This window comes from Pseudomonas sp. E6002, assembly GCF_013385565.1.
Classification (GTDB): Bacteria; Pseudomonadota; Gammaproteobacteria; order Pseudomonadales; family Pseudomonadaceae; genus Aquipseudomonas.
The window spans coordinates 172368-197494 of sequence record NZ_JACAPT010000001.1 but is presented as its reverse complement, the minus strand read 5'-3'; the positions used below and the strand labels follow the sequence as shown (position 1 = coordinate 197494).

At 62.8% G+C, this 25127-nt stretch carries 25 protein-coding genes; 9 read left to right on the top strand and 16 right to left on the bottom strand.

Annotated elements, in window-relative coordinates:
- Positions 1 to 10: 10 nt before the first annotated feature.
- Genes HX815_RS01000 through rluC form a run of 3 tightly spaced genes read right to left on the bottom strand, consistent with a single transcriptional unit; the run spans position 11 to position 2633 of the window.
- Positions 11 to 1003 (bottom strand): S49 family peptidase, encoded by a 993-nt coding sequence (locus HX815_RS01000; protein ID WP_004371321.1) that lies wholly within the window; start codon positions 1001 to 1003, stop codon positions 11 to 13.
- 21 nt (positions 1004 to 1024) lie between these two features.
- Complete coding sequence (locus tag HX815_RS00995) at positions 1025 to 1687, bottom strand: HAD-IA family hydrolase (protein ID WP_177027690.1); 663 nt, start codon at positions 1685 to 1687, stop codon at positions 1025 to 1027.
- Positions 1674 to 2633: a 23S rRNA pseudouridine(955/2504/2580) synthase RluC gene (gene rluC, locus HX815_RS00990; RefSeq protein WP_004371325.1), complete on the bottom strand. Its 960-nt coding sequence runs from the start codon at positions 2631 to 2633 to the stop codon at positions 1674 to 1676. The genes HX815_RS00995 and rluC overlap by 14 nt, the downstream gene beginning before the upstream one ends.
- A 747-nt stretch (positions 2634 to 3380) precedes the next feature.
- Between rluC and rne the strand changes: the two genes are divergently transcribed.
- Positions 3381 to 6635 (top strand): ribonuclease E, encoded by a 3255-nt coding sequence (gene rne, locus HX815_RS00985; protein ID WP_177027689.1) that lies wholly within the window; start codon positions 3381 to 3383, stop codon positions 6633 to 6635.
- 67 nt (positions 6636 to 6702) lie between these two features.
- Here rne and HX815_RS00980 read toward each other — a convergent pair whose 3' ends face one another.
- The 10 genes from HX815_RS00980 to HX815_RS00935 all read right to left on the bottom strand — a co-directional run bounded on the left by HX815_RS00980 (position 6703) and on the right by HX815_RS00935 (position 15268).
- The gene (locus tag HX815_RS00980; protein ID WP_177027688.1) at positions 6703 to 7290 is read right to left on the bottom strand and encodes an NTP transferase domain-containing protein; all 588 of its coding nucleotides are present in this window, start codon (positions 7288 to 7290) and stop codon (positions 6703 to 6705) included.
- A complete protein-coding gene (locus HX815_RS00975; protein WP_177027687.1) occupies positions 7287 to 8273 on the bottom strand; it encodes an XdhC family protein in 987 nt (328 codons plus the stop codon). The genes HX815_RS00980 and HX815_RS00975 overlap by 4 nt, the downstream gene beginning before the upstream one ends.
- A gap of 150 nt (positions 8274 to 8423) precedes the next feature.
- Entirely contained in the window at positions 8424 to 9443 is a 1020-nt protein-coding gene (gene murB, locus HX815_RS00970; protein WP_004371335.1) for a UDP-N-acetylmuramate dehydrogenase, read from the bottom strand.
- A complete protein-coding gene (locus HX815_RS00965; RefSeq protein ID WP_004371338.1) occupies positions 9440 to 9904 on the bottom strand; it encodes a low molecular weight protein-tyrosine-phosphatase in 465 nt (154 codons plus the stop codon). The genes murB and HX815_RS00965 overlap by 4 nt, the downstream gene beginning before the upstream one ends.
- Entirely contained in the window at positions 9904 to 10668 is a 765-nt protein-coding gene (kdsB, locus tag HX815_RS00960) for a 3-deoxy-manno-octulosonate cytidylyltransferase (protein WP_177027686.1), read from the bottom strand. The genes HX815_RS00965 and kdsB overlap by 1 nt, the downstream gene beginning before the upstream one ends.
- Complete coding sequence (locus tag HX815_RS00955) at positions 10665 to 10850, bottom strand: Trm112 family protein (protein ID WP_003174668.1); 186 nt, start codon at positions 10848 to 10850, stop codon at positions 10665 to 10667. Before HX815_RS00955 ends, kdsB begins: the two co-directional genes overlap by 4 nt.
- Before the next feature lie 24 nt (positions 10851 to 10874).
- Positions 10875 to 11885, bottom strand: coding sequence for a tetraacyldisaccharide 4'-kinase (gene lpxK, locus HX815_RS00950; protein ID WP_008434985.1), 1011 nt, complete (start codon positions 11883 to 11885; stop codon positions 10875 to 10877).
- Positions 11885 to 12313, bottom strand: a complete 429-nt coding sequence (locus HX815_RS00945; protein WP_004371361.1) for a biopolymer transporter ExbD — start codon at positions 12311 to 12313, stop codon at positions 11885 to 11887. Before HX815_RS00945 ends, lpxK begins: the two co-directional genes overlap by 1 nt.
- Positions 12310 to 12945 carry a MotA/TolQ/ExbB proton channel family protein gene (locus tag HX815_RS00940; RefSeq protein ID WP_004371363.1) on the bottom strand — a complete coding sequence of 212 codons (636 nt, stop codon included), beginning with the start codon at positions 12943 to 12945 and terminating at the stop codon, positions 12310 to 12312. Before HX815_RS00940 ends, HX815_RS00945 begins: the two co-directional genes overlap by 4 nt.
- Before the next feature lie 31 nt (positions 12946 to 12976).
- A complete protein-coding gene (locus HX815_RS00935; RefSeq protein ID WP_177027743.1) occupies positions 12977 to 15268 on the bottom strand; it encodes a DNA internalization-related competence protein ComEC/Rec2 in 2292 nt (763 codons plus the stop codon).
- Positions 15269 to 15415: 147 nt separating this feature from the next.
- Between HX815_RS00935 and HX815_RS00930 the strand changes: the two genes are divergently transcribed.
- Positions 15416 to 15931 carry a DUF2062 domain-containing protein gene (locus HX815_RS00930; RefSeq protein ID WP_004371367.1) on the top strand — a complete coding sequence of 172 codons (516 nt, stop codon included), beginning with the start codon at positions 15416 to 15418 and terminating at the stop codon, positions 15929 to 15931.
- Positions 15932 to 15934: 3 nt separating this feature from the next.
- Here HX815_RS00930 and HX815_RS00925 read toward each other — a convergent pair whose 3' ends face one another.
- The gene (locus HX815_RS00925; protein WP_177027685.1) at positions 15935 to 17305 is read right to left on the bottom strand and encodes a sensor histidine kinase; all 1371 of its coding nucleotides are present in this window, start codon (positions 17303 to 17305) and stop codon (positions 15935 to 15937) included.
- The gene (locus tag HX815_RS00920; protein WP_004371371.1) at positions 17292 to 18020 is read right to left on the bottom strand and encodes a response regulator transcription factor; all 729 of its coding nucleotides are present in this window, start codon (positions 18018 to 18020) and stop codon (positions 17292 to 17294) included. The genes HX815_RS00925 and HX815_RS00920 overlap by 14 nt, the downstream gene beginning before the upstream one ends.
- 205 nt (positions 18021 to 18225) lie before the next feature.
- On the opposite strand from HX815_RS00920, the gene HX815_RS00915 reads away from it, so the two are divergent.
- From HX815_RS00915 to HX815_RS00900, 4 genes are all read left to right on the top strand, one after another.
- Complete coding sequence (locus HX815_RS00915) at positions 18226 to 20979, top strand: response regulator (protein ID WP_008434994.1); 2754 nt, start codon at positions 18226 to 18228, stop codon at positions 20977 to 20979.
- A 178-nt stretch (positions 20980 to 21157) separates the two neighbouring features.
- Positions 21158 to 22147, top strand: a complete 990-nt coding sequence (locus HX815_RS00910) for a 2-hydroxyacid dehydrogenase (protein WP_177027684.1) — start codon at positions 21158 to 21160, stop codon at positions 22145 to 22147.
- 71 nt (positions 22148 to 22218) lie between these two features.
- Positions 22219 to 22659 (top strand): hypothetical protein, encoded by a 441-nt coding sequence (locus HX815_RS00905; protein WP_177027683.1) that lies wholly within the window; start codon positions 22219 to 22221, stop codon positions 22657 to 22659.
- On the top strand, positions 22656 to 23060 hold the full coding sequence (locus HX815_RS00900) for an META domain-containing protein (RefSeq protein WP_004371380.1): 405 nt from the start codon (positions 22656 to 22658) through the stop codon (positions 23058 to 23060). Before HX815_RS00905 ends, HX815_RS00900 begins: the two co-directional genes overlap by 4 nt.
- A 118-nt stretch (positions 23061 to 23178) precedes the next feature.
- Here the strand turns inward: HX815_RS00900 and HX815_RS00895 are convergent, their stop codons facing one another.
- Positions 23179 to 23640 carry a TlpA disulfide reductase family protein gene (locus HX815_RS00895; RefSeq protein WP_004371382.1) on the bottom strand — a complete coding sequence of 154 codons (462 nt, stop codon included), beginning with the start codon at positions 23638 to 23640 and terminating at the stop codon, positions 23179 to 23181.
- A 115-nt stretch (positions 23641 to 23755) separates the two neighbouring features.
- On the opposite strand from HX815_RS00895, the gene arsC reads away from it, so the two are divergent.
- From arsC to HX815_RS00880, 3 genes are read left to right on the top strand one after another with little or no spacing between them, the layout of a single operon-like run.
- Positions 23756 to 24109, top strand: coding sequence for an arsenate reductase (glutaredoxin) (arsC, locus tag HX815_RS00890; protein ID WP_004371385.1), 354 nt, complete (start codon positions 23756 to 23758; stop codon positions 24107 to 24109).
- On the top strand, positions 24106 to 24720 hold the full coding sequence (gene wrbA, locus HX815_RS00885; protein ID WP_004371390.1) for an NAD(P)H:quinone oxidoreductase: 615 nt from the start codon (positions 24106 to 24108) through the stop codon (positions 24718 to 24720). The genes arsC and wrbA overlap by 4 nt, the downstream gene beginning before the upstream one ends.
- The gene (locus tag HX815_RS00880; RefSeq protein WP_177027682.1) at positions 24704 to 25123 is read left to right on the top strand and encodes a DUF2069 domain-containing protein; all 420 of its coding nucleotides are present in this window, start codon (positions 24704 to 24706) and stop codon (positions 25121 to 25123) included. The genes wrbA and HX815_RS00880 overlap by 17 nt, the downstream gene beginning before the upstream one ends.
- Positions 25124 to 25127 lie beyond the last annotated feature (4 nt).

Sequence of the window (25127 nt, the reverse complement as noted above, 5' to 3'; positions counted from 1 at the left end):
GCTCAAGCTCTCAGCGCAGGGTCGGACCCTGGAAGCCCATGTATAGCGCCAGCTTCTCAGCCACGCTGGCACCCAGCTTCTTGGAGAACCGGTCAAACGGCGATTCCTGGACAGTGAAGTCCACCAGTTCTTTCTCGCCAATCACGTCCCGCGCCACCGAACTGGCACTGCCCAGGCCATCGATCAAGCCCAATGGCAGCGCTTGCTCGCCAGACCAGACCAGACCGGAGAACAGCTCCGGATGCTCCTTATCCTTGAGCCGGTCACCGCGCCCCTGCTTCACACTGGCAATGAACTGCCGATGAGTGGTATCCAGCACACCCTGCCAGAACTGGGTTTCATCCGCCTTTTGCGGCTGGAACGGGTCCAGGAACGACTTGTGCTCACCCGACGTGTAGGTACGACGCTCAACCCCGAGCTTCTCCATGGTGCCGACAAAGCCATAACCGGCCGCCGTCACACCAATCGAACCCACCAGACTGGCCTTGTCGGCGTAGATCTGGTCGGCGGCACTGGCGATGTAATAGGCACCCGAGGCACCCAGGTCGGAAATCACTGCATACAGCTTGATGTCCGGGTGCAAGGCGCGCAGGCGACGAATCTCGTCGTACACGTAACCCGATTGCACCGGACTGCCGCCCGGGCTGTTGATGCGCAGGATCACAGCCTTGACCTTGGAGTCCTCGAAGGCCGCCCGCAGGCTGCTGACGATGTTGTCTGCACTGGCAGACTCCTTGTCGGCAATCACTCCGCGCACTTCGATCAACGCCGTGTAATGACCGCTTCGGGTGGCGCTCTTCTCCATGTCCATCAGCGGACTGAACAGCACCAGCATGCCCAACAGATAAATAAAGGTCAGAAGCTTGAAAAAGATCCCCCAACGCCGGGAGCGACGCTGCTCCTGGACACTGGCCAGCAGCGTCTTCTCCAGCAACTTCCAGCTTCTGTCATCGCCATTGTTATCGGCATTGGCCTTCTCAGGCGCTTTCCACTCATCGGTCATGCCATCTACCCCAGCGAAGACTTAATGGGCCCGGCTGAGCCAGGCCCGCAACTCAGAAAAACGGTCAATTGTCAGGCGCGGCTCGTAGGCCTGCAACGCCTGGGCAGATTGGGCGCCGTAGCTGACCGCCACGGAGTCCATGCCAGCATTACGCGCCATCATCAGGTCGAACGACGCATCACCCACCATCAACGCCTGCCGAGGCGACACGCCACATTGAGCGAGGATCTGCTCGAGCATCAGAGGGTGGGGCTTGCTGGCAGTTTCGTCCGCCGCACGGGTGGCGTCGAAATAATCTTCCCAGCCATGAGCCTTGAGCACCCGGTCCAGGCCGCGACGGGCCTTGCCGGTCGCGACCGCAAGGTGATAACCGTCGGCGCGAAATGCTTCCATGGCCTGCGCCACGCCTTCAAATAGCGGCGAAGGCTGGGCGTCGAGCGCCATGTAGTGATCGGCGTAGTGCTGACGAAACGCTATCAGCTCGTCATCACCAATCTCCGGGTACAGGGTGCGGATCGCTTCCGGCAGGCCCAGGCCAATAATGCCCTTGACCGCCAGTTCGTCGCACAGCGCATAACCGGAACGGGTCGACGCAGCGTGCATCGACTCGACAATCCGACCAATGGAATTACACAACGTGCCATCCCAGTCAAAGATCAACAGCTTGTAGTCAGGGTGCGACACTCAGGCGCTCCACGGTCTTGGCCCACATTTCATCGACAGGCGCTTGCAGCTTCAATTCGCCACCATCGGGCAGCGGCACGGTCAGCATGTAGGCGTGCAGGAACAGGCGTTTGCCACCCAGGTCGCGGATTTCCTTGGAGAAATCTTCATCGCCGTATTTGGTATCGCCGGCAATGCAGTGCCCCGCATGCAGGGTGTGCACACGAATCTGGTGGGTACGGCCAGTGACCGGCTTGGCCTCGACCATGGTGGCAAAGTCACCAAAGCGGCGCAGCACCTTGAACAGGGTCAGCGCCTCCTTGCCCTCCTCGTCCACCTCGACCATGCGCTCGCCGGAACGCAGGTTGCTCTTCTGCAACGGCGCGCGCACGCTCTTGATCGAGGTGGCCCAGTTGCCACGCACCAGCGCCATGTAGCGCTTGTCCACGCCATCACCGCGCAGGGCGGCATGCAGGTGGCGCAACATGCTGCGTTTCTTGGCGATCATCAACAGGCCGGAGGTGTCACGGTCCAGACGGTGGACCAGCTCCAGCTCCTTGGCATCCGGGCGCAACTGACGAAAGGCTTCGATCACCCCGTAGTTGAGGCCGCTGCCACCGTGGACCGCGATGCCACACGGCTTGTTGATCACGATCAGTGCCTTGTCTTCGAAGACAATCGACGCTTCAAGGCGCTGCAACAGGCCCTGGGCCAGTGGGACCGGTTCGTCACGCTCAGGCACCCGCACCGGCGGCACGCGGACGATGTCGCCCGCCTGCAGCTTGTACTCGGGCTTGATCCGGCCCTTGTTCACGCGCACTTCGCCTTTACGCAAAATGCGGTAAATCAAGGTCTTGGGCACGCCTTTGAGCCTGGCAAGAAGAAAGTTGTCGATGCGTTGGCCGGCATATTCCGGCGAGACCTCGAGCAGCTGGACGCTGGGGGTCTGGGGGGCGGTAGTCGTCATGGCGGCGATGATAACAATTTTTTATGGAATTGAAGCACTTAATCATTGCTGCTATAGTCGCGAACGCCGCCAAAAGCGGCCTGGACAGAGGACTAGCGGCAAACTGCCGGCCCTGACCATCGCAATTCATCAGGACGCGAGGCCGTCCTACGGGGCTTTCGCCACCCTGGAAGGCTCGAGATTGTAACAAGCGCAGGTGACATGAGGCCTGAAGCGAGTGCAAAAAGCAGAGTGATTACTCGCCTTTTGCGCCGATATTTACGGCCAGTTCACAAAGTGCAGTCAGTCTGGAGCCAGACCACGGCGAATGCTTCGGAAACAACGCCTGTTACGAGCTGAGTGAGAGCACAATCGCCCACACCCGGTCTTGTTTAGCCATGAGCGTGGACTCCCCATTGGAGAACACGGTAAATGCCAACCCGCTGCGGATTCTGCGCGCGGCAGCACCCGAATTATCAGGGATACGTGTAGGGTGGAGATGCACAACCGTCGGACTGTGTAGCACTAGGCTTATATTTAGACGCTTCATCTCGTCCACAGTCGCCGGTTGATTCCTCCTCCTGACTGAGTGCTTAAGTCACCACAGCAAGCAGGAAGCGTACGTCGCGATACCGCCCATTTTGGCGGGTATTGCTGGACACTGGAGTGGCCAACCACTCTTGACGCACCTGACACCGACCGTGAGAAGTCGTGTGTGCCGAACGCCGTTTCCGGCAGCCCGGAAACCGACGGTACAACATGAAAAGAATGCTGATTAACGCAACTCAACCCGAAGAGTTGCGTGTTGCACTGGTAGACGGCCAACGCCTCTACGACCTGGACATCGAGTCCGGTGCACGCGAGCAAAAGAAGGCCAACATCTATAAAGGCCGGATTACTCGCATCGAACCAAGCCTTGAGGCTGCCTTTGTCGATTTCGGCTCCGAGCGCCATGGCTTCCTGCCCCTCAAAGAAATCTCCCGCGAATACTTCAAGAAATCCCCTGAAGGCCGCGTGAACATCAAGGACGTCCTGAGCGAAGGCCAGGAAGTCATCGTTCAGGTAGAAAAAGAAGAACGTGGCAACAAGGGCGCCGCCCTGACCACCTTCATCAGCCTGGCTGGCCGCTATCTGGTCCTGATGCCGAACAACCCGCGTGCCGGCGGTATCTCCCGTCGCATCGAAGGCGAAGAGCGCAACGAACTGCGTGAAGCGCTGAACGGCTTGATCGCTCCGGCCGACATGGGCCTGATCGTGCGCACTGCCGGCCTGGGCCGCAGCAGCGAAGAAATGCAGTGGGACCTCGACTACCTGCTGCAGCTGTGGACCGCTATCAAGGAAGCGTCCCTGGATCGTTCCGCGCCGTTCCTGATCTACCAGGAAAGCAACGTGATCATCCGCGCCATCCGTGATTACCTGCGCCAGGACATCGGCGAAGTGCTGATCGACAGCGTCGAAGCCCAGGACGAAGCCCTGACCTTCATCCGCCAGGTGATGCCGCAGTACGCCAGCAAGATCAAGCTGTACGAAGACAGCGTTCCGCTGTTCAACCGTTTCCAGATCGAAAGCCAGATCGAAACCGCTTTCCAGCGCGTCGTCGAACTGCCTTCCGGCGGCTCCATCGTGATCGACCCGACCGAAGCCCTGGTGTCCATCGACATCAACTCGGCGCGTGCCACCAAGGGTAGCGACATCGAAGAAACCGCCCTGCAGACCAACCTGGAAGCGGCTGAAGAAATCGCCCGCCAGCTGCGCCTGCGTGACATCGGCGGCCTGATCGTGATCGACTTCATCGACATGACCCCGGCCAAGAACCAGCGCGCCGTGGAAGAGAAAGTCCGCGAATGCCTGGAAGCTGACCGTGCCCGCGTACAGGTCGGCCGCATCTCGCGCTTCGGCCTGCTGGAAATGTCCCGTCAGCGCCTGCGTCCATCCCTGGGTGAAAGCAGCGGCATCGTCTGCCCGCGTTGCAACGGCACCGGCATCATCCGTGACGTTGAATCGCTGTCGCTGGCGATCCTGCGCCTGATCGAAGAAGAAGCCCTGAAAGACCGCACTGCCGAAGTGCGCGCCCAGGTGCCGATCCCGGTCGCTGCGTTCCTGCTCAACGAAAAACGCAACTCGATCACCAAGATCGAACTGCGCACCCGTGCCCGTATCGTCATCCTGCCGAACGATCACCTCGAGACGCCGCACTTCGAAGTGCAGCGCCTGCGTGATGACAGCCCGGAAGCCCACGTCAACCAGTCCAGCTACGAAATCGCTGCTGCCGCTGCCGAAGTGGAAGAAGTCCAGCCAGCCGCTGCGACCCGCACCCTGGTTCGCCAGGAAGCCGCCGTCAAGACCGCGCCAGCCCGTGCCAACGCACCGGTTCCGGTCGAGGCAGCTGCGCCGGTTGCCGCACCAGCTGCCCTGCCTGAGCCAAGCCTGTTCAAGGGTCTGGTGAAGTCGCTGGTCAGCCTGTTCGCCACCAAGGAAGAGCCAGTGGCTCCAGTTGTGGTCGAGAAGCCTGTGACTGAACGTCCTGCACGCAATGAAGAGCGTCGCAACGGTCGCCAGCAGAGCCGCAATCGCAACGGTCGCCGTGACGAAGAGCGCAAGCCTCGTGAAGAACGTGCACCCCGCGAAGAACGCGCCCCACGTGAAGAGCGCCAACCGCGCGAAGCCCGTGAAGAAACACCAACCGTAGCCCGTGAAGAGCGTGCACCACGCGAAGAACGTGCACCGCGTGCTCCACGTGCTCCACGTGAAGACCGCAAGCCACGTGGCGAGCGTGAAGAACGCGTGCGTGAACTGCGCGAGCCGTTGGATGCCGCTCCAGCCGTAGCCGCTGCTGCTGCCACCGCTGCCACTGCTGAAGAGCGTCCAGCTCGTCAGCCGCGTGAAGAACGTGCGCCACGCCCTCCTCGTGAAGAGCGTCAACCACGTGCCGAGCAAGCGGCTCCCGCCGGTGAAGAAGAAGAGCTGCTGTCCAACGAAGACCAGCAACAGGAAGACGGCCAGGACAACGCCGAAGGCGATCGTCCACGCCGCCGCTCCCGTGGCCAGCGTCGTCGCAGCAACCGTCGTGAGCGTCAACGTGATGCCAACGGCAACGAAATCGAAGGCTCGGAAGAGACCGGCGAAGCCAACGCAGCCGCTACCGGCGAACCGACTGGCGCCGAACTGGCTGCCGGCCTGGCCGTTACCGCTGCTGTCGCCAGCTCGGTCATCAGCGCACCTGCTGAAGCCCAGGCCAACGAGCAAGCTGAAGCAGCCACCGCTGCCATCCAGGGAAACACTGTTGTAGAGACGCCAGCCGTCGAAGCGCCAGTGGTTGAAGCAACGACCCCGGTCGAAGCCCCGGTTGTTCCGGAAGTGGAAGTAGCGCCGGCTCGTCACGTTCGTGAAGTTCGCGAAGTCCGCGAGTCTAAGCCTGAAGCTGAAGTGGTTGCCGAGCCTGCCGCTGTTGTTGAACAACAGCCCGTGGTTGAAGCCGCCGTTGAAGCACCGGTTGCCGAGCCAACCCCTGAAGTGCGTGAAGTTCGCGAAGAACAGACCGCCTTCCAGTGGACTGCCGAACCTGCCCCGGTGGTTGAAGCGGTCGAAGCTCCAGCGCCTGCGCCAGTGGTCGAAGAAGCTCCAGCGCCAGTCGCTGAAGTGGTGGTCGCTGCTGAACCTGTTGCCGTTGTTGCCGAGCCTGCGCCAGTGGTTGAAGCGCCAGTGGTTGCCGAAGTGGCAGCCCCGGTGGTTGAAGCCGCTCCGGCCAGCGCCCTGACCGAAAATGGCCGTGCGCCGAACGACCCACGCGAAGTGCGTCGTCGTCGCAAGGAAGCTGAAGCGGCTGCCGCTGCTGCCAAGGCCGCTGCCGAAGCTGCTCCAGCCGTCGCTGAAGTTGCCCAAGCAACCCCTGCTCCGGTCACCGAAGCCGTGGTTGAGCACACTGCCCCTGCCATCGACGAGAACGTACGTTCCGTTGAGGAAGTGGTAGAGCACCACCCTAAGGCCCTGGAAGAAGAGCACGAGCCTAAACCCCTCGTCTGATTCCATCGGCCACTAAAAAGCCCCGCCTGAGTGATCAGGCGGGGCTTTTTTATGCCTGCGCTATCCGCTAGCGGTAGTTCAACAACGCCGGCACATCGACGTCCCACAACACACCGGGATCATCGACTACGACTTCCTGCACCGAAGCATTGGCAAATAACGGTTTTGCCCCGCGGTCTCCGGTCAGCGCGATCAAGGCCGGGCCGAATGAACGGCCAAACCCCACGGGGTGCCCGTACTGACCTGCATGCACCGGGGCGCTGATACCGTCTTCCTCCAGGCCTGCCATCACTTGCTCGACACTTGCCGGCAGGATAAACGGCATATCCCCCAACACCACCAGCCAACCAGCCGACGGCCCACTGGCCGCCACCGCTGCGGCGATGCTGTCACCCATGCCCGGCGAGCGCAAAAGCAATACTTCGCAACCGTGCACCTTAGCCAACCGAATCACTTCGGTGCGATCCGGTGACGTCACCAGCCAACGTCTCGTAGCCACAGGCGGCAAATTCACCAATACCTGCTCGATCACCGGCCGCGTAATGCCATCCCGGCCCACGCAGGGCGCCAGCAACTTGTCCTGATCGGCACCCGCCTCGGCCCGAAAACGACTGCCCTGCCCCGCCGCCAGGATGATTACGGCGATGCCCGTCAACTGACCGCTGCCTGCAACGGCTTTTTCTGCAGCAGATCGATCCCGTTCTTGATGGCGACGATTTCCGCCATCAACGACAAGGCGATTTCCGCCGGCGTATGGCTGCCGATATGCAGGCCAATCGGCCCATGCAGCCGCGCAATGGCGTCCGCACTGAGCCCCAGTGCCGCGAGGTTTTCCCGGCGCTTCTGGCTGTTGACCCGCGAACCCAGCGCGCCTATGTAGAACGCCCGGGAATTGAGGGCCGTCAGCAACGCCATGTCATCCAGACGCGGGTCATGGGTGAGCGCGACAATAGCGGTGCGTTCATCGGTCTGGATATTCAGCACGGCTTCATCGGGCATGCCCGGCACAAAGCGCCCGTGCTGTTCTTCCCAGCCGTAGACAAACTCCTGGCGCGGGTCGCAGATCAGCACTTCGAAATCCAGCAGTCGGGCCATTTCCGCCACATAGCGTGACAGCTGGCCGGCGCCGATCAGCAGCAGGCGCCAGCGCGGGCCATAAATCGCCCGCAAACGCTCGCCGTCGAAGCTGACCACATCGGTCTTGCTCGCACCGCTCAACACCACTTCCCCCGTGGCCAGGTCCAACTCACGGGCGACAATCTCGTGGGCTTCGCAGCGCGCCAGCAGTTCAGCGACCCAACCTGGATCACCCACCCGCTCTTCGGTCAGACGCAAGGTGCCGCCACACGGCAGACCAAAACGCGCCGCTTCGTCCCGGGTGACGCCGTAGGTGACAAGCTGCACCGGCGGCCCGTCTTCAGGCAACCGACCATCCTGCAAACGGGCGATCAAGTCGTCCTCGATACAGCCACCAGACACCGAGCCAATTACCACGCCGTCGCCGCGCAAGGCCAGCATGGCCCCCGGCGGACGCGGGGCGCTGCCCCAGGTCTGGACCACGCTGTACAGCACCACTCGCTGCCCGGCGAGGCGCCATTCCAGCACGCTGCGTAATACATTCAGATCAACACTGTCCATCAGGCTTTCGCCTCCCGCCAACCTTGCAACTGATTTTGATAAACAGCATCTATGGGTTGATCAAAAATATCGGTAGTCAGCTAAGTTAACTCACCGGCAATAAAAAAGCCCTGCAATGCAGGGCTTGGTGCGTCAAAAAACAAGCTTAGTTCAATAGCGATTCGGCTCCATTTCCAGCACCACCTTGAAGCGCTTTTCGATGTCCTGCTGGATACGCAGCGCGAGCCCGGCAATGTCCTGGCCGCTGGCCGCGCCGTAGTTCACCAATACCAGCGCCTGCAATCGATGCACGCCGGCATCGCCATCGCGAAAGCCTTTCCAGCCGGCCTTGTCGATCAGCCAGCCGGCGGCCAGTTTCATCTGCCCGTCGGCCTGGGGGTAAGCCACCAGGTCCGGGTATTGACGCTGCAACTCGGCAGCCAGTGCCTGGGACACCAGCGGGTTCTTGAAGAAACTCCCCGCATTGCCGAGCACCGCCGGGTCGGGCAGTTTCTCGCTACGAATGCTGCAAATCGCGCGGCTGACATCGCTGGGCGTGGCCTGCGCGATGCCTTGCTCGGTCAGGCGCTGTCGCACCGGCCCGTATTCAAGTTTCAGATGCACGGCGCGGCTCAGGGCAAAACGCACCCGCAGGATCAGCCAGCGCCCCACTTCGTGCTTGAACAGGCTGTCGCGGTAGGCAAAGTTGCACTCGGCCAGGCTGAAATCCCGCAGTTCGCCGGTCTGGCGATCAAGGGCGGTCAGGCCGCTGAATACATCCTTGATCTCTACACCGTAGGCGCCGATGTTCTGCATCGGTGCGGCGCCGACCGTGCCGGGAATCAGGCTGAGGTTTTCCAGGCCGGAAAAGCCCTGGGCCAGGGTCCACAGCACAAACGGATGCCAGGCTTCGCCCGCTTCGGCCTCAACCACGACCTGCACGCCATCGTCGTGCAACACCCGGATGCCCTGGCTGGCCATGCGCAGCACCAGTGCGTCAATATCCTGGGTCAACAGCAAGTTGCTGCCACCGCCAATCACCAGCAACGGCAGTTGTTGCTCGGCGGCACAGGCCAGGGCCTCACGCACGTCGGCGTCATTGTGGGCCTCGGCAAACAGCCGGGCACGCACGTCGATACCAAAGCTGTTGAACGGCTTGAGCGAAACCTGTGCCCGTACCTGCAAAGTCATAACCGGCCCTTCAATTCAATCACCAACAGGTCACAGGCGCGCTCGATCAGGTCGAGGACAGTTTCAAAGCCCTGGTCACCTTCGTAGTACGGGTCCGGCACTTCATCCACCACCGAGTCGTAGCGGCGCAGGAACAGGTCCAGGTCCGCCTTGCCTTGAGCCGGCTGCATGGCCTTGAGGTTGCGCAGGTTGCTCTGGTCCATGGCGAGGATCAGGTCGTAGCGGGAAAAGTCGGCACGCGACACCTGTTGTGCACGCTGGGCCGACAGGTCGTAGCCGCGTTGCAGCGCTGCACGCTGGCTGCGCTTGTCCGGTGGGTTGCCGACGTGCCAATCACCGGTACCGGCAGAGGCCACTTCAACCTGATCGGCCAGGCCGGCTTCGCGCAATTTGTGGCGCAGAACGCCTTCGGCCGTGGGCGAACGGCAGATGTTGCCCAGGCAGACGAACAGAACCTGCATCAGGCCCCCAGAAGGCGACGGACGCGCTCGAGGTCTTCAGGGGTGTCGACGCCCGTCGGCGGCGCTTCCAGGGCATCGCCCACATGAATGCGCACGCCGTGCCACAGGGCACGCAGTTGTTCCAGGGATTCGGTATTTTCCAGCCAGCACGGGCCCCAGCTCACGAAGTCGTGCAGGAAACCGGCGCGGTAGGCGTAGATGCCGATGTGGCGACGGTAAGGCACGCCAGCCGGCAGCACGTCAGGCTGTTTGGCGAACGCATCCCGCGCCCACGGCAAGGTGGAGCGACTGAAGGTCAGCGCCAGGCCATTGATGTCGCTGACCACTTTCACCACGTTGGGGTTGAACAGGGTCTCGATGTCTTCAATCGGCTCGGCCAGGGTCGCCATGCGCGCTTCGCCATGGGCTGCCAGGTTGGCCGCCACCTGGTCGATCACGCTGGGCGGAATCAACGGCTCGTCGCCTTGCACGTTGACCACGATGGCGTCCGCCGCCAGGCCCAGCTTGGTGGCCACTTCGGCCAGGCGGTCGGTACCGGAATTGTGGTCTTCACGGGTCAGCACCGCTTCGGCACCAAAGCCTTTGCAGGCCTCGATGATGCGCGGATCGTCGGTGGCCACCACTACCCTTTCGGCGCTGCTTTTGCAGGCCTGTTCCCACACCAGCTGGATCATCGGCTTGTTGCCGATCAGTTGCAGCGGCTTGCCGGGCAGGCGGGTGGAGGCGTAGCGGGACGGGATGACAACGGTGAAGGCGGTGGTCATTTATCCAGGCGCTCGTCGGTGGTCAGGGTGCGGGCTTCGCTTTCGAGCATTACCGGAATGCCATCACGAATCGGGTACGCCAGGCCGGCGCCCTTGCTGATCAGCTCGGTTTTGTCGGCGCTGAGCTTGAGCGGCCCCTTGCAGATCGGGCAAGCGAGGATATCGAGCAGTTTGGTGTCCATGAGTATGTCCTGGAGAGCAGCGTTTTAAGGCAAAAGGCGAGCGGGCAGCAAGCGCATCAACTGCGTGTCGAACCAGGCGATAAACGCCGGTGACGGTGCCGCGTCCACCGCAAGGTACCACCAGTCGGGCCTGGCAAAGGCGCGGCACTTCACCGCGTCCTTTTCAGTCATGACCAACGGCAGTGCCGGTGTGAAATTCAAGACCTCGGCGCTGTACGGCGCGTGGTCGGCAAAAGCATGGGGTATTGGGCGCCAGTGTAGCGTTTCAAGGGTGTTGAAGAAACGTTGCGGGTTGCCGATGCCGGCCACCGCATGTACCTGCTGCCCCACCGGGAAGTGTTCGACGGGTTTACGCTCGCCGGTATGCAGGTTGACCAGCGCGGCAGGCAACAGACGGAAGGCATAGCCGTCGTCACGGTCAGAACCTGCGCCGTTGTAAAGCAGCGCATCGACGCTCTGCAAACGCTCGACCGGCTCACGCAACGGCCCCGCCGGCAGGCAGCGACGGTTACCCAGCCCGCGGGCGGCGTCAATCAGCACCAGTTCCAGGTCACGGGCCAGGCGGTAATGTTGCAGGCCGTCGTCGGAGAGGATCAGGTCGAGGGTTTCGCTGGCCAACAGCGCCTTCACGGCGCGGCTGCGGTCGGGGTCGATCATCAGCGGCACGCCGCTGCGCTGCACGATCAGCAAGGGTTCGTCCCCCGCCACCGCAGCGGTTTGATCGGCCTCTACGCGCCATGGAAACTGTGGCGGCTTGGCGCCATAACCGCGGCTGACCACACCGACGCGCAAACCACTGCGCTGGCAATGGTCGATCAGCCAGAGAATCATGGGCGTCTTGCCGGTGCCACCCACCGTGATATTGCCTACCACCACGACCGGCACCGGCGACTGATAGATCTCGCCCTCGCCCGCCAGGAACCGTGCGCGCTTGCGCTGCACCACCCGGCGATAGAGGGATTCCAGCGGCTGCAATAACGCAAGTGCAGGATGGCCTTCGTACCAGGCCTTGAGCAAACGATCAGTCATGGCCATCAGGGTTGGCTCGCCGCCTCGACGGTGGTCATGCGCAAATGGCTGAAGCCGAGCTTGCCGGCAGCGTCCATCGCCGTGATCACGGCCTGGTGCTTGGTGTTGCCATCGGCGCTGATGGACAGTGGCAAGTTAGTGTCGCCACCGGACTCCTTCTGCAGTGCTTCCATCAGGCTGGCCAGGTCGTTTTTCTCCAGCAACTGGTTATTCACCGAGAACACGCCATCGGCGCTGATGGCGATGTCCAGTTGCTTGGCCTGCTGGTCTTCCGCCGGCGAACCGCTGACGGCTTCCGGCAGGTCGACGCGCAGCTGGGTTTCCCGGGTAAAGGTGGTGGTGACGACAAAAAACAGCAGCAGGATAAACACCACGTCGATCAACGACGCCAGGTTGATATCGACGTTTTCCCGTTGCTTGCGACGAAATTTCACGCGTTGCCCTCAACCAGGTCCACGTCACGGTCGCCCTGTACCACTTCCACCAGCTTGATGGCTTCCTGCTCCATGCCCACCACCAGTTCGTCGATGCGCCGTTGCAGGAAACGGTGGAAGAACACCGAAGGAATACCGACCATCAGGCCCGCCGCCGTGGTGATCAAGGCCTTGGAAATACCACCGGCCAGCACTGCGGCGTTGGTGGTCATGCCCGACCCCATGAATGAGCTGAAAATATCGATCATGCCCAGCACCGTACCGAGCAGGCCGAGCAACGGTGCCATGGCGGCGATGGTGCCCAGGGCATTGATGTAGCGCTCCAGCTCATGGATGACCCGGGCGGCGGCCTCTTCGATGCACTCCTTCATGATCTCGCGACCGTGCTTGGAGTTGGCGAGGCCGGCGGCGAGGATTTCACCCAGGGGCGAGTTGGCGCGCAGTTCCTTGAGCTTTGTCTTGTCGAGCTGCTTGTTCTTGATCCAGCCCCAGACCTGGCCCAGCAGGTGGTCAGGCGTTACACGGCTGGCACGCAGGGTCCATAGGCGTTCGGCGATGATGCCGAGTGCGGCGATGGAACTCAAAATGATCGGCAACATCATCCAGCCGCCGGATTTGACCAATTCCCACACAGTGAATGTCCCCTCGAAAAAGTGCGCCACTTTACCATAAGGGTCCGGTGGAAGGGCTGGCCTGCCCCAGAGCATCCTGTCGCAGGAGCCGCTCTTTGGTAACGCTGTTTTGCGGCGGGCGCTCGCGCCAGAAACGCCGTTGGCTGCGCGCGGCCAGCGGCGGCTGGAAGGTGCCCAGTCGCAGGCGGAGTGCGCCTTGCTCGGCACTGTCATAAATCACGCTGCCCACGGCCTGGTAACGCTCCAGCACCTGTGGATGCGGGTGGCCAAACCCATTGCTGCGCCCCCGGGAAATCAACACGGCCTTGGGTGCCAGGCGCTGTAGAAAGGCCCATGACGACGAGCTGCGGCTGCCGTGGTGCGGCGCTTGCAGCCAATCGACAGGAGCGCCCATGGGAGTGGCCAGCAATGCCCGCTCGGCGTCATGGTCAATATCCCCGGTCAGCAACAAGCGCTCGCCATTGGCCTGCACCCGCAACACGCAGGACATCTGGTTACCGTCCGTCGCATCAGGCCATTGCCATAGCTCGAACCTCACGCCGTCCCACTCCCACTGCTCGCCGCTGACACACGCCTGGGTACCGAGCGAGGCCGGCAGCCGTGCCGTCTCACCGCCCACCACACGCTTGACCGGCAACCCTTGGGCGACGGCCAACGCGCCGCCGGCATGATCGGCATCGGCATGACTGAGCAGCATCACGTCCAGCTCTGCGACACCCAGCTTGCGCAACGCAGGCAATACGACACGCGCGCCAAGATCGAACTCACCGGAGCGCGGCCCGGCGTCATACAGCAGTACATGGTTGCGGGTACGCAGGATGATCGCCAACCCCTGGCCGACGTCCAGTTGCACCACCTCGACCAGCCCATGAGGTATCGACTCCCGCGGCGGAAACACCGCCAGCAGCAACATCGGCCAACCCAGCAGCCGAAACGGGACGCCCTTGGGCAGCAATAACAGCACCGCCCCCAGCAGGCTCACCAGCCAATAGCCAATGGGCACTTGCGCCGGTATCCAGGCCGGCAAGTACTGCGCCAGCAGCGCCAAGGCCTTGAACAGCCCGTCCAGCGTGCCGCCCGCCAGCCATAACAACCCCTCTCCTATATAAGGCAGCGGCAATAACACCGTACCCAGCAAGGCCAGGGGCAGCACCACCAGGCTGATCCACGGCACCGCAACCAGGTTGGCCAGCGGCCCGCTCAGGCTGATAGGCAGGCCGAGCACCAGCAGCAGCGGAAACAGGCCGATGGCAATCATCCATTGGGCGCGGGTCCAGGCTTGCCACAAGGGCCAGGGGCCCAATCGGCCACTGAACGCCAAAATCAGCACCGCAACAGCCGCAAAAGACAGCCAGAACCCCGGCTGCAGGCTGGCCAATGGTTCGAGGATCAGCACCGCGTCCAGCGCCAGCAACAGCGGCCACCAGATTCCCAGGTGACGAAACCGCAGACGCCACAGCAATACCAGGCCCACCATCACACAGGCCCGTTGCACCGGCACCTCGAAACCTGCCAGCAGGCCGTAGCCCAGCGCTGCAGCAAACGCCAGGCCGCAGGCCCAGGGCAGCCACGGCAAAGGTTTCGGCCAACCCCCGTAGCGCGCAAGACCGGCGACCAGGCCATAGATCAACCCCGCCAGCAGGCCGATGTGCTGCCCGGATATCACCAGTAAATGCACGGTGCCAGTGGCTTGCAGGACCCGCCAATCCTCGGCGGCCAACCCGGAACCATCGCCGAGCACCAGCGCCGCCAGGCCCGCCTCTCGCCCCTGGGCATCCACTGCCAGCAGCCGCTGGCGAATCCCGTCGCGCCAGGCATGTCGTGCCGGTGCCAGCAGTTGGCCGTCCTTGACCGAGCCGGTGGCGCCAATCCGCTGGGCCAGCAGCCAGGCTTCATAGTCAAAGCCATCGGCATTGAGCAATCCGGAAGGACGCTTGAGAGTCACCGCCAGTCGCCAGCGCTCACCGCTCTTAACCGGTGGGCCGCCGCGCCAGGACACGCGAATGCGCTTGGGAAGCAGGTCCTTGCGTGACCGGCTGTCGGTCAGTTCGAAGCGCACACCGTCGCCCATCTGCTGCGGTAACCCGCTGACACGCCCTTCCACCCAGCGGGTCTGGCCATCCAGATGCGGGGCCAACCGGTCATCCAGCGCCCACTGCGCGCTGAGGCATGCCCAGCCCAGGCCAAGCAGGAAAAACCCCAGCGGATAGGTACGAAAAGGCAACAGCATCAGGGCCAGCACCGGCATCAGCAACAGCCAGCCGCCGGACGGCAACGCGGGTAAAAAACGCAAGGCGAGCAGCCCCAGCGCGAGTGCGAACATCCCTGTTCTCATGGATCTTTCCTTGAAAGCGACCCATTGAGTCTTAGCCGGGCTAGCGGTGTGGCCTATTATTATTTGTCACAAAGTCTGAATTTCACGTTCGTGGAATGCGGGCATACTTGCCCCTCGAACTGACCTGGACCCCTTATGCCACGGCGCTTATTCAAACGGTACATGCCCGATCCGACCAGCATTCGGGAACACAAGTCCTTACGCTTTCTCGGCAAGTTGCTGCATGACCCAAATCTCTGGCACCTCAATCGGCACTCGGTCGCGCGGGCCATGGCCGTTGGCCTGTTCGCGGCATTCATCCCCATTCCCTTGCAGATGCTGCTGGCAGCGGTCCTCGCCATCAGCGTGCGCGGCAACATGCCGATTGCCGTGAGCCTGGTCTGGCTGACCAATCCGATTACCATGCCGCCGGTGTTTTTCTGCACCTACATGACCGGGGCCTGGCTGATGAATGTGCCACCCCGCAGCATGCCCGACGAGCTGACCTGGGAATGGATCAGCGGGCAGTTGTCGACGCTGTGGCAACCGTTCCTGCTGGGCTCGGTAGTACTGGGGCTGGTGATGGCGGTGCTGGGTTATTGCCTGACCATGGGCTATTGGCGCTGGTGGGTGGCCCGCCAGTGGAAAAAACGCAAACAGCGCAGGTTGTAACCGTTAGCGCGCCAGCAAGCGCATGTGCACACGCAAACCCTGGCCGGTATTTTCCGCCCACAGGCTGCCGTCCTGACGCTGCACGGCGTTGCGCGCAATACTCAAGCCCAGGCCAAAGCCGCCGTCGCCGGGCCTTGAACCGTCCAGCCGGGTGAATGGCGCAAAGATTCGCTCCAACTCCACCTCATCGATCCCGCCGCCCTGGTCTTCCAGCCACAAGTGCCAGTGATCCCTCTCACGCTGCCCGCCCAATTGCACCGTTCCGTCTTGCGCAGAGTGCCGGATGGCATTGCGCAGGATGTTCTCCAATGCCTGGGCCAGCAGGTTCAGATGACCGCGCACCCAGCAGTCGGCCCCCAGCTCGCACTGCAAGCGTGAAGCCGGCCAGCCACTTTCAAAACAGGCGTTTTCCCGGAGCATGTCCCACAGCGCCTGCACCTGGATGTCTTCCTTGGGCAACGGCGCGCGTTCGGTGTCGAGCCAGGCCAGTTGCAGGGTGTCGTCCACCAGGCGCTGCATGCCGTCGATTTCCCTCCCCAGGCGCTCGCGCAGCTGGGTCAGGTCCTGCTCGCTGTCACTGGCCACACGCAGGCGGCTCAACGGTGTGCGCAACTCATGGGACAAATCCCGCAGCAGTTGCTGTTGCAGGGCCACGGTGCCTTGCAGGCGTTCAGACATCTGGTCAAACGCGCGGCCCAATTCCCCCAGTTCATCCTGGCGGCTGGTGGTGTCGCGGGAAAGCCGGGTGCCCAGTTGATCGGCACGCCAGGCGTTGGCCTGCTCTCGCAGGTGGTTGAGAGGCATGATCAACAGCCGGTAGAGGCCGATGCACAGCAGCAGGGTGAACAGGCCGGGAATCACGCCATTGGTGACGATCCGCCAGAGCAGCTGGTTTTGCCCGGGCATGAAACGCCGCGGCAACTCGATCACCAGGGAGCCCGCACCCGGGTCGAGCGGGAACGGGATTTTCAACCACGGCAGGCCCTTGGCATGCCGGCTGACGGGCCAGTCCAGGCCGCGCAGGAAGGTCAGGCGCTGGCTCTCCTTGTCCGTCAGTGGGTAGCTGCTCAGGGATTGCAGGTCGTTGCCGATGACCCCCACCCAGGTGCGCTCGCGCTGGCCCAAGGTGTGCAACCATTCGTCCACACCGGCGTTGCCGCCCTTGTTCCAGGCCAGTTCCGCGCCAGCGGCATAACCGCTCAGGGTGGCGCGGGCCTCGCTGGATAGAAAGGCATTCTGCTCTTCCATATACCGGCCCCATGACCAACTGAGCCAGATCATCAGCAAGCAGAACGCGATCAGCAGACAGGCCAGTTTCCAGAATAACGAATGCTTGCCCGGCAGCCGTTTGAACGCGGCTTTAAAGCCCGTCATCGTGACCGCTCAACACATAGCCCTTGCCCCACACCGTGCGCACTTCCCGCTCGCTGTAGCCGACAGCCTTGAGCTTGCGACGAATCTGGCTGATGTGCATGTCCAGGCTGCGGTCATGGGGCGCATAGCCGCGCTGGAACACATGCTGGTAGAGGAAGGCTTTGCTGAGGACTTCTTCGGCGTTGCGGTGCAGGGTTTCCAACAGGCGATATTCGCTGCGGGTCAGGCCGGCCCACTGCTCCCGGTGAAACACATCACACAGCTCGTCATCGAAACGCAGGCTGCGGGCATCGCCGCGCACCGCCGCCAGGGCCGGCAACGGCCGCCGGTCCAGGGCGACCCGGCGCAGGATCGCTTCGATGCGCACCCGCAACTCGGCCATGCTGAACGGCTTGGGCAGGTAATCGTCGGCCCCCAGGCGAAAACCGCTGATGCGATCGGCTTCGGCCCCCAGGGCCGACATCAGGATCACCGGCATCGAATGGCTCTGGCGCAAATGCGTGAGCACCGACAAACCGTCCATGCCCGGCAGCAGGATGTCCATCAACACCACGTCGAAGCGCTGATCGCGGGCCATTTGCAGGCCCTGCTGGCCATTCTGGCACCAGGTCACCTGGAAGCCACAGAGGCCCAATTGCTCATGGACATAGGCGCCAAGCACAGGATCGTCTTCAATCGCCAGGATACTGGGTAAGCCAAGTGCTGCGGGATTCATTAGCGTCTGCAAGTCATTCTCAATGACTGATTATTCAAGATTGCCCCCCCATGAGCAACCGCCGCCGGGCGTCCGGCGGCCCAAGGTTTGCCTCAGGTCATTAATTTTGCAAGATTCCCCGCCGCGCAAATGGCTACACTGCGCAGGTGGCGCGGGCCGGATGCCTGCGTGGAATTCGACAACAGTGTGGTAGCAGGAGAGTGGCGTGCTTAAAAGAATGGGGATAAAAGGCCGCGTACTGTTGCTGACCTTATTGCCTACCAGCCTGATGGCGTTGCTGCTGGGCGGGTACTTCACCTGGATGCAGCTTTCGGAGTTGCAGTCGCAGTTGCTGCAACGCGGCGAGATGATCGCCGAGCAACTGGCGCCGCTGGTGGCCCCGGCCCTCGGCACCAGGAACACCGACCTGCTGGAACGCATCGCCACCCAGTCCCTGGAACAAACCGATGTGCGCGCCGTGTCGTTCCTCGGGCCCGACCGCACGCCCCTGGCCCACGCCGGGCCGACCATGCTCAACCAGCCGCCCATCGGCAACAGTTCGCACCTGTTGCAGCGCACCGGCAATGACGCCACCCGTTATCTGCTGCCGGTGTTTGGCCGCCATCGCAACCTCGCCGGTGAACTGATCCCGGATGAATCCGACCGCCTGCTCGGCTGGGTCGAGCTGGAACTGTCCCACAACGGCATGTTGCTGCGGGGCTACCGCAGCCTGTTCGCCAGCCTGCTGCTGATCGCCATCGGCCTGATCTGCACGGCGGCCCTCGCCTTGCGCATCAGCCGTACGATCAACTCACCGATCGGCCTGATCAAACAGGCCGTCGCACAGCTCAAGGACGGCAATCTCGAAACCCGCTTGCCACCCCTGGGTAGCCAGGAGCTGGATCACCTGGCCTCGGGCATCAACCGCATGGCCGAGACCCTGCAAAACGCCCAGGAAGAATTGCAACACAGCATCGACCAGGCCACCGAAGACGTGCGGCAAAACCTCGAAACCATCGAGATCCAGAACATCGAGTTGGACCTGGCCCGCAAGGAAGCCCTGGAAGCCAGCCGCATCAAGTCGGAGTTTCTGGCCAACATGAGCCATGAGATCCGCACGCCGTTGAACGGCATCCTTGGTTTCACCCATTTGTTGCAGAAAAGCGAACTGTCACCGCGCCAGCTGGATTACCTGGGCACCATCGAAAAATCCGCCGATAACCTGCTGGGCATCATCAACGAAATCCTCGACTTCTCGAAAATCGAGGCCGGCAAGCTGGTGCTCGACAGCATCCCGTTCAACCTGCGGGACTTGCTGCAAGACACCCTGACCATCCTCGCCCCGGCCGCCCACGCCAAACAGCTGGAGCTGGTGAGCCTGGTCTACCGCGACACGCCGCTCGCCTTGGTGGGTGACCCGCTGCGGCTCAAGCAGATCCTCACGAACCTGGTGAGCAACGCGATCAAGTTCACCCGCGAAGGCACCATCGTTGCCCGCGCCATGATTGAAGACGAACAGGAAGACAGCGTACAACTGCGCATCAGCGTGCAGGACACCGGCATCGGCCTGTCGAACCAGGATGTGCGGGCGCTGTTCCAGGCGTTCAGCCAGGCGGACAATTCGCTGTCACGCCAACCCGGCGGGACCGGCCTTGGCCTGGTGATTTCCAAGCGCCTGATCGAACAGATGGGCGGTGAGATCGGCGTCGACAGCACGCCGGGAGAAGGCTCGGAATTCTGGATCAGCCTGAACCTGCCGAAAACCCGTGACGATATCGAAGACCTGCCCTCCGCGCCGCTGCTGGGCCGGCGCGTGGCGGTGCTGGAAAACCACGAGCTGGCGCGCCAGGCCCTGCAACATCAGCTGGAAGACTGCGGCCTGGAAGTCACCCCGTTCAACAGCCTGGAAAGCCTGACCAACGGCATCACCAGCGCCCACCAGACCGAACAGGCGATTGACCTGGCCGTGCTGGGCATCACCGCCAACGACATTCCGCCGGAGCGTTTGAACCAGCACCTGTGGGACCTCGAACACCTGGGCTGCAAGGTACTGGTGTTGTGCCCGACCACCGAACAGCTGCTGTTCAACCCCTCGGTGCCCAACCCCAACAGCCAGTTGCAGGCCAAGCCCGCGTGCACCCGCAAACTGCGTCGCGCCCTGGCCGACCTGATCAGCCCGCGCCCGCTGCGCAGCGAACCCGGCGAGCCCCTGTCCAGCCGCGCGCCGCGGGTGCTGTGTGTCGACGACAACCCGGCCAACCTGCTGCTGGTGCAAACCCTGCTGGAAGACATGGGCGCCAAGGTCCAGGCGGTGGAAAGCGGTTACTCGGCCATCGAGGCAGTGAAGCAGGAAGCCTTCGACCTGGTGCTGATGGACGTGCAGATGCCGGGGATGGACGGTCGCCAGAGCACCGAGGCAATCCGCACGTGGGAAAGCGAACGCCATGGCACACCGCTGCCCATCGTCGCGCTGACGGCCCATGCGATGGCCAACGAAAAACGCGCCCTGCTGCAAAGCGGCATGGATGATTACCTGACCAAACCCATCAGCGAACGGCAACTGGCCCAGGTGGTGTTGAAATGGACCGGGCTGGCCCTGCGCAACCAGGGCCCGGACCGTGGCACCGAAAGTTTCGGGCATGCCACGCAATTGCCGGTACTGGACCATGAAGAAGGTTTGCGCCTGGCGGCCGGCAAGGCGGATCTGGCGGCAGACATGCTCGCGATGCTGCTGGCCTCGCTGGAAGCGGACCGTGAAGCGATTCGCGTCGCCCGTGACGCCAATGACCGCAACGCCCTGATCGAACGGGTGCACCGCCTGCACGGCGCCACCCGGTATTGCGGCGTGCCGCAACTGCGTGCGGCCTGCCAACGGGCCGAGACCCTGCTCAAGCAGGACGACGCCAAGGCCATGCCGGCCCTGGATGAACTGGACATGGCGATTGCCCGGCTGGCCAGCGAGGCGCGGGTCAGCGCGTAAACTTTCGGGGCAATGTGGCGAGGGAGCTTGCTCCCGCTGGGCTGCGCAGCGGCCCCAAAATCCTGGGAGCGCTTCGCACTCCAGCGGGAGCAAGCTCCCTCGCCACAGCAAGCTGACTCACCACAGACAAGCCCCCTCGCCACAAAATCAGCTTTCCATCATCAAGAAGGAATATTTGATGCGCATCATCCTCTTCAGCAGCCAGACCTACGACCGCGACAGCTTTCTCGCCCAACCGCTGCCCGAAGGCATGCAGCTGCAATTCCAGCCGGCCCGGCTGAACATCGACACCGTGGCCCTGGCCGAACACCACGAAGTGGTCTGCGCCTTTATCAACGATGACCTCAGCGCCCCGGTGCTGGAGCAGTTGGCCAGCGGCGGCACCCGCCTGATCGCCCTGCGTTCCGCCGGTTACAACCATGTCGACCTGCCCGCCGCCAGGCGCCTGGGCCTGACCATCGTGCGGGTGCCGGCCTACTCGCCCCATGCGGTGGCCGAACATGCGGTCGCGTTGATCCTGGCCCTCAATCGCCGCCTGCACCGCGCCTACAACCGTACCCGCGACGGTGACTTCAGCCTGCACGGCCTGACCGGGTTCGACCTGGTGGGCAAGACCGTCGGCGTGGTCGGCACCGGGCAGATCGGCGCCACATTCGCCAAGATCATGGCCGGGTTCGGCTGCCAGCTGCTGGCCTACGACCCCTACCCCAATCCGCAGGTCGAGGCCCTTGGCGCCCGGTATGTGAGCCTGCCGCAGTTGCTGGGCGAGTCACAGGTCATCAGCCTGCATTGCCCGCTGACGGCGGACAGCAAACACCTGATCAACGCCCAAAGCCTCGCCCATATGCAGCCCGGCGCGATGCTCATCAACACCGGGCGCGGCGGCCTGGTGGACACCCCGGCGCTGATCGACGCACTCAAGGACGGCCAGCTCGGCTATCTGGGGCTGGATGTGTATGAGGAAGAGGCCCAGCTGTTTTTCGAAGACCGCTCGGACCTGCCCCTGCAAGACGACGTATTGGCGCGCCTGCTGACCTTCCCCAATGTGATCATCACCGCGCACCAGGCCTTCCTGACCCGCGAGGCGCTGGGGGCGATTGCCGGCACCACCCTGGCCAACATCGCGGCGTGGGCTGGCGGGCAGGCGCAAAACCTCGTCGAAGGATGATCAGCGGTCACATAGCCGCGCCATGATGGGTAGCGGCGCATGATAGGATGCCGCGCCTATTTGGAGGATCCATGGCCGAACACGATTTCCGCTTCAGCTTGCTGAGCCCGCAACACACCCTGATCGAATGCCGCGCCCTGGTGCCGGGCCGTTATCAAGTCACCGGCAACGGTGGCTCGATCAAGAACGGCGACGTTCTGATCGTCACCCTGCGCGGCAGCAAAACCCTGTCGATGCGCCTGACCGTCGAAGGCGATGCGCGCTACTCCATCCGCCCGGCGGGCCAGTGGGTCGCCATGGCCCAGGGGCCGAAATTCGGCGAACTGGAGATTCACACCTGGAAGGTCAACTGCGACAGCTGCGAAAACGTGCTGGAGTTTGAATTTGCGGTGGAAACCAAGCTGACCAAGGAACCGCTGCAACCGGCCGCCACTGCACGGGTTACCGAGTTGGGCTGGGCCACCCTGGGTGACAAGCACCGCTGCCCGAAATGCCAGCAGGCCGCGCAATGAAAGCCCTGCTGATGCTGGCCGTGCTCGGCGCAGGCCTTGCGGGCTGCGCCAGCGACGAGGTCAAGCTCAAGCAGGATCACAGCTACGTGGTGGAATGGATCGGTGAGCGGCCGCTGATGGATTACGCCCACCTGACCGTGACCCTCGGCGCCGATGGCCGGGCCTATGGCAATGGTGGCTGCAACCATTGGTTTGCGCCCTACACCCTGGACGGCGACAAGCTGAGCTTCGGCAAGGTCGGCAGCACCCGCAAACTCTGCGCCGAAGCGCTGATGGAGCAGGAGCACCGCTTCTTCCAGGCCCTGCAGGGCGTGCAGCGCTGGGACATTTCGCCGATCGAACAGACCCGCTTCTGGCCGGCGGATGGCAAGCCGTTGCGGTTGTGGCTGGAAGAAGGCTGATCTGTAAGGCGCAGCAGGTCTAAATGTGGGAGCGGGCTTGCTCGCGAAAGCGGTGGATCAGTCGATGTATCCGGTGACTGTCACACCGCATTCGCGAGCAAGCCCGCTCCCACATTTTTTATCCGCGCAACGCCTTGAGCTTGGCCAACACCCCTTCCGCCGTCTGCTCACCCATCAGTTGCTCGCGCACCTTGCCCTTGTCATCAATGATGTAGGTCACCGGCAGGGCTTCACTGCGGGGAATGTCGAAGATCCCGTCCGGGTTCTGCGCCAGTACGGTGAACTTGATGCCCAGCTTCTCGCTGGCGCTCTTGAGCTCTTCACCCTGGACGTTGTCGAAATTTACCCCGAACACCCCCACCGACTGGCCCTTGAGCTGTTCGGCCAAGGCGTTGAGTTCCGGGATTTCGGTACGGCAAGGGCCACACCATTCGGCCCAGTAGTTAACCACCAGCCATTGCTTGTCCAGGCGTTCGGCGGCCACTTTCTGACCATATTGGTCAACGCCATAATCATTGCCACAGCCGCTGAGCAGCAGTGTGCCGATGATTGCCAATGCGCCTAACAGTCGCCTCGTCATGGGGTAATCCTTCGTAAAAATGAACGTTGGCTGCGGCCTATCGCCTCTCATGGTTTAAGGACGCGGCGCAGCGCGGGTAGAATACCCGCCACCTTACGCAAGATGCGACCCGCACATGACCGATCTGACGCTTTATCACAACCCGCGCTGCTCGAAATCCCGCGGTGCGCTCGAACTGCTGGAAGCCCGTGGCCTCACACCGACCGTGGTGCGCTACCTGGAAACCCCGCTCGACGCCGCGCAATTGCAGGCCCTGCTGGGCAAGCTGAACATCAGCGCGCGGCAACTGCTGCGTACCGGCGAGGACGAATATAAAACCCTCAACCTGGCTGACACCAGCCTCAGCGAAGCACAGTTGATCGCTGCTATCGCCGCTCATCCGAAACTGATGGAGCGTCCGATCCTCGCCACCGCCGACAAGGCCGTGATCGGCCGCCCACCGGAGAACATCCTGGAGCTGGTTTCGTGAGTGCGCCGTATGTGCTGGTGTTGTATTACAGCCGCAACGGTTCAGTTAGCGAAATGGCCCGGCAGATTGCCCGGGGCATCGAGCAAGCCGGGCTTGAGGCGCGGCTGCGCACCGTGCCGGCCATCTCCAGTGAATGCGAGGCCGTGGCGCCGGACATTCCGGTCGACGGCCCGCTGTACTGCAGCCTCGACGACCTGAAGAACTGCGCAGGCCTGGCGCTGGGCAGCCCGACCCGTTTCGGCAACATGGCCGCGCCGCTCAAGTACTTTCTCGACGGCACCAGCAACCTGTGGCTGACCGGCGCCCTGGTCGGCAAGCCGGCAGGTGTGTTCACCTCCACCGCCAGCCTGCACGGCGGCCAGGAGACCACGCTGATGTCGATGCTGCTGCCGCTGCTGCACCACGGCATGCTGATCACCGGACTGCCCTACAGTGAACAGGCGCTGCTCGACACCAAGGGCGGCGGTACGCCTTATGGCGCCAGCCACCATTCCGGGGCCGACGGCAAGCGTGCGCTGGATCAACACGAGATCGCCCTGTGCCGCGCCCTCGGCTTGCGCCTGGCGAAGACCGCTGCGCTACTGGAGAACGGCCGTGGCCAGGAAGCCTAAGCTACTGCCGCCCCAGGCCTGGCTGGAGCCACGGGTCAAGGCGATGCGGGCGTTGAGCCTGCTGGCGTTCCTGGGATTGGTGGGGCTGCTGTGTGCCTACTACCTGGTGTTCGCCGATCTGCATGGCGCGCGGCCGTGGGTGATTCTGCTGATCGAGTTGGTGCCGCTGCTGTTGCTGGCGCCGGGGATGATCCTGGGCAGCGCGCGCGGGCATTCATGGATGTGCTTTGTGGTGAACCTGTATTTCATCAAGGGCGCGCTGGCGGCGTATGACCCGAACCGGCAGTGGTTTGGTGTGCTGGAAATGCTGGCGAGCCTGGCGGTGTTCTGCACGGCGTTGATGTATGTGCGGTACCGGCATCAGCTGAATCGGCGGTTGGCGGGGGAAGGATTGCCTGTCTGAATAC

Bases quoted from the DNA above. Each gene is read 5' to 3' on its own strand.
- HX815_RS01000 (WP_004371321.1), bottom strand. From the start codon at position 1,003: ATGACCGATGAGTGGAAAGCGCCTGAGAAGGCCAATGCCGATAACAAT.
- rluC (WP_004371325.1), bottom strand. From the start codon at position 2,633: ATGACGACTACCGCCCCCCAGACCCCCAGCGTCCAGCTGCTCGAGGTC.
- rne (WP_177027689.1), top strand. From the start codon at position 3,381: ATGCTGATTAACGCAACTCAACCCGAAGAGTTGCGTGTTGCACTGGTA.
- HX815_RS00975 (WP_177027687.1), bottom strand. From the start codon at position 8,273: ATGGACAGTGTTGATCTGAATGTATTACGCAGCGTGCTGGAATGGCGC.
- murB (WP_004371335.1), bottom strand. From the start codon at position 9,443: ATGACTTTGCAGGTACGGGCACAGGTTTCGCTCAAGCCGTTCAACAGC.
- HX815_RS00965 (WP_004371338.1), bottom strand. From the start codon at position 9,904: ATGCAGGTTCTGTTCGTCTGCCTGGGCAACATCTGCCGTTCGCCCACG.
- kdsB (WP_177027686.1), bottom strand. From the start codon at position 10,668: ATGACCACCGCCTTCACCGTTGTCATCCCGTCCCGCTACGCCTCCACC.
- HX815_RS00955 (WP_003174668.1), bottom strand. From the start codon at position 10,850: ATGGACACCAAACTGCTCGATATCCTCGCTTGCCCGATCTGCAAGGGG.
- lpxK (WP_008434985.1), bottom strand. From the start codon at position 11,885: ATGGCCATGACTGATCGTTTGCTCAAGGCCTGGTACGAAGGCCATCCT.
- HX815_RS00935 (WP_177027743.1), bottom strand. From the start codon at position 15,268: ATGTTCGCACTCGCGCTGGGGCTGCTCGCCTTGCGTTTTTTACCCGCG.
- HX815_RS00930 (WP_004371367.1), top strand. From the start codon at position 15,416: ATGCCACGGCGCTTATTCAAACGGTACATGCCCGATCCGACCAGCATT.
- HX815_RS00925 (WP_177027685.1), bottom strand. From the start codon at position 17,305: ATGACGGGCTTTAAAGCCGCGTTCAAACGGCTGCCGGGCAAGCATTCG.
- HX815_RS00920 (WP_004371371.1), bottom strand. From the start codon at position 18,020: ATGAATCCCGCAGCACTTGGCTTACCCAGTATCCTGGCGATTGAAGAC.
- HX815_RS00910 (WP_177027684.1), top strand. From the start codon at position 21,158: ATGCGCATCATCCTCTTCAGCAGCCAGACCTACGACCGCGACAGCTTT.
- HX815_RS00905 (WP_177027683.1), top strand. From the start codon at position 22,219: ATGGCCGAACACGATTTCCGCTTCAGCTTGCTGAGCCCGCAACACACC.
- HX815_RS00900 (WP_004371380.1), top strand. From the start codon at position 22,656: ATGAAAGCCCTGCTGATGCTGGCCGTGCTCGGCGCAGGCCTTGCGGGC.
- HX815_RS00895 (WP_004371382.1), bottom strand. From the start codon at position 23,640: ATGACGAGGCGACTGTTAGGCGCATTGGCAATCATCGGCACACTGCTG.
- arsC (WP_004371385.1), top strand. From the start codon at position 23,756: ATGACCGATCTGACGCTTTATCACAACCCGCGCTGCTCGAAATCCCGC.